Genomic DNA, 396 nt, shown 5'->3' with positions numbered 1-396 from the left:
ATATCATGGAAAACAAAACACTCGTAGCAAACCTTCGCAAGCAAAAGGGCTGGACCCAAGAACGTTTGGCAGAAAAGGCAGGCCTTAGTGTTCGAACCATTCAACGAATTGAAAGAGGAGATGATTCCAGCTTAGAGACACTAGGACTGGTTGCCAATGCTTTGGATGTCTCTATTAAGGAGCTCTTTCAAGCTGACGAGCCTAGTCCAAAGATGGAAGAAGTTGCTGCCTATTCTGATGAGCAGGCCAGCCAATTGGAAAAGCGGAAAGCTGAAGATAAATTATTTTCTATCTATCGACTAGCCTATGTTTTTATTATGGTTGGGTTGGCAGCCGGTATTGATTTGATTAAGGGTGAGCTTCTTCAAATTGTTGTTGGTCTAATCTGGGTATTCA

General features: G+C 42.7%; 1 protein-coding gene. It reads left to right on the top strand.

Translation table 11 applies throughout. From position 1 onward, the window contains the following. Positions 1 to 396, top strand: a 396-nt coding sequence (locus FH871_RS35080) for a helix-turn-helix transcriptional regulator (protein WP_229317787.1), incomplete at both ends; no start/stop codon positions are given.

Source organism: Larkinella sp. C7 (assembly GCF_006149005.1).
Classification (GTDB): Bacteria; Bacteroidota; Bacteroidia; order Cytophagales; family Spirosomataceae; genus Larkinella.
Note: the sequence above shows the minus strand (reverse complement) of the source record. Positions and strands in the feature narration are given on the sequence as shown.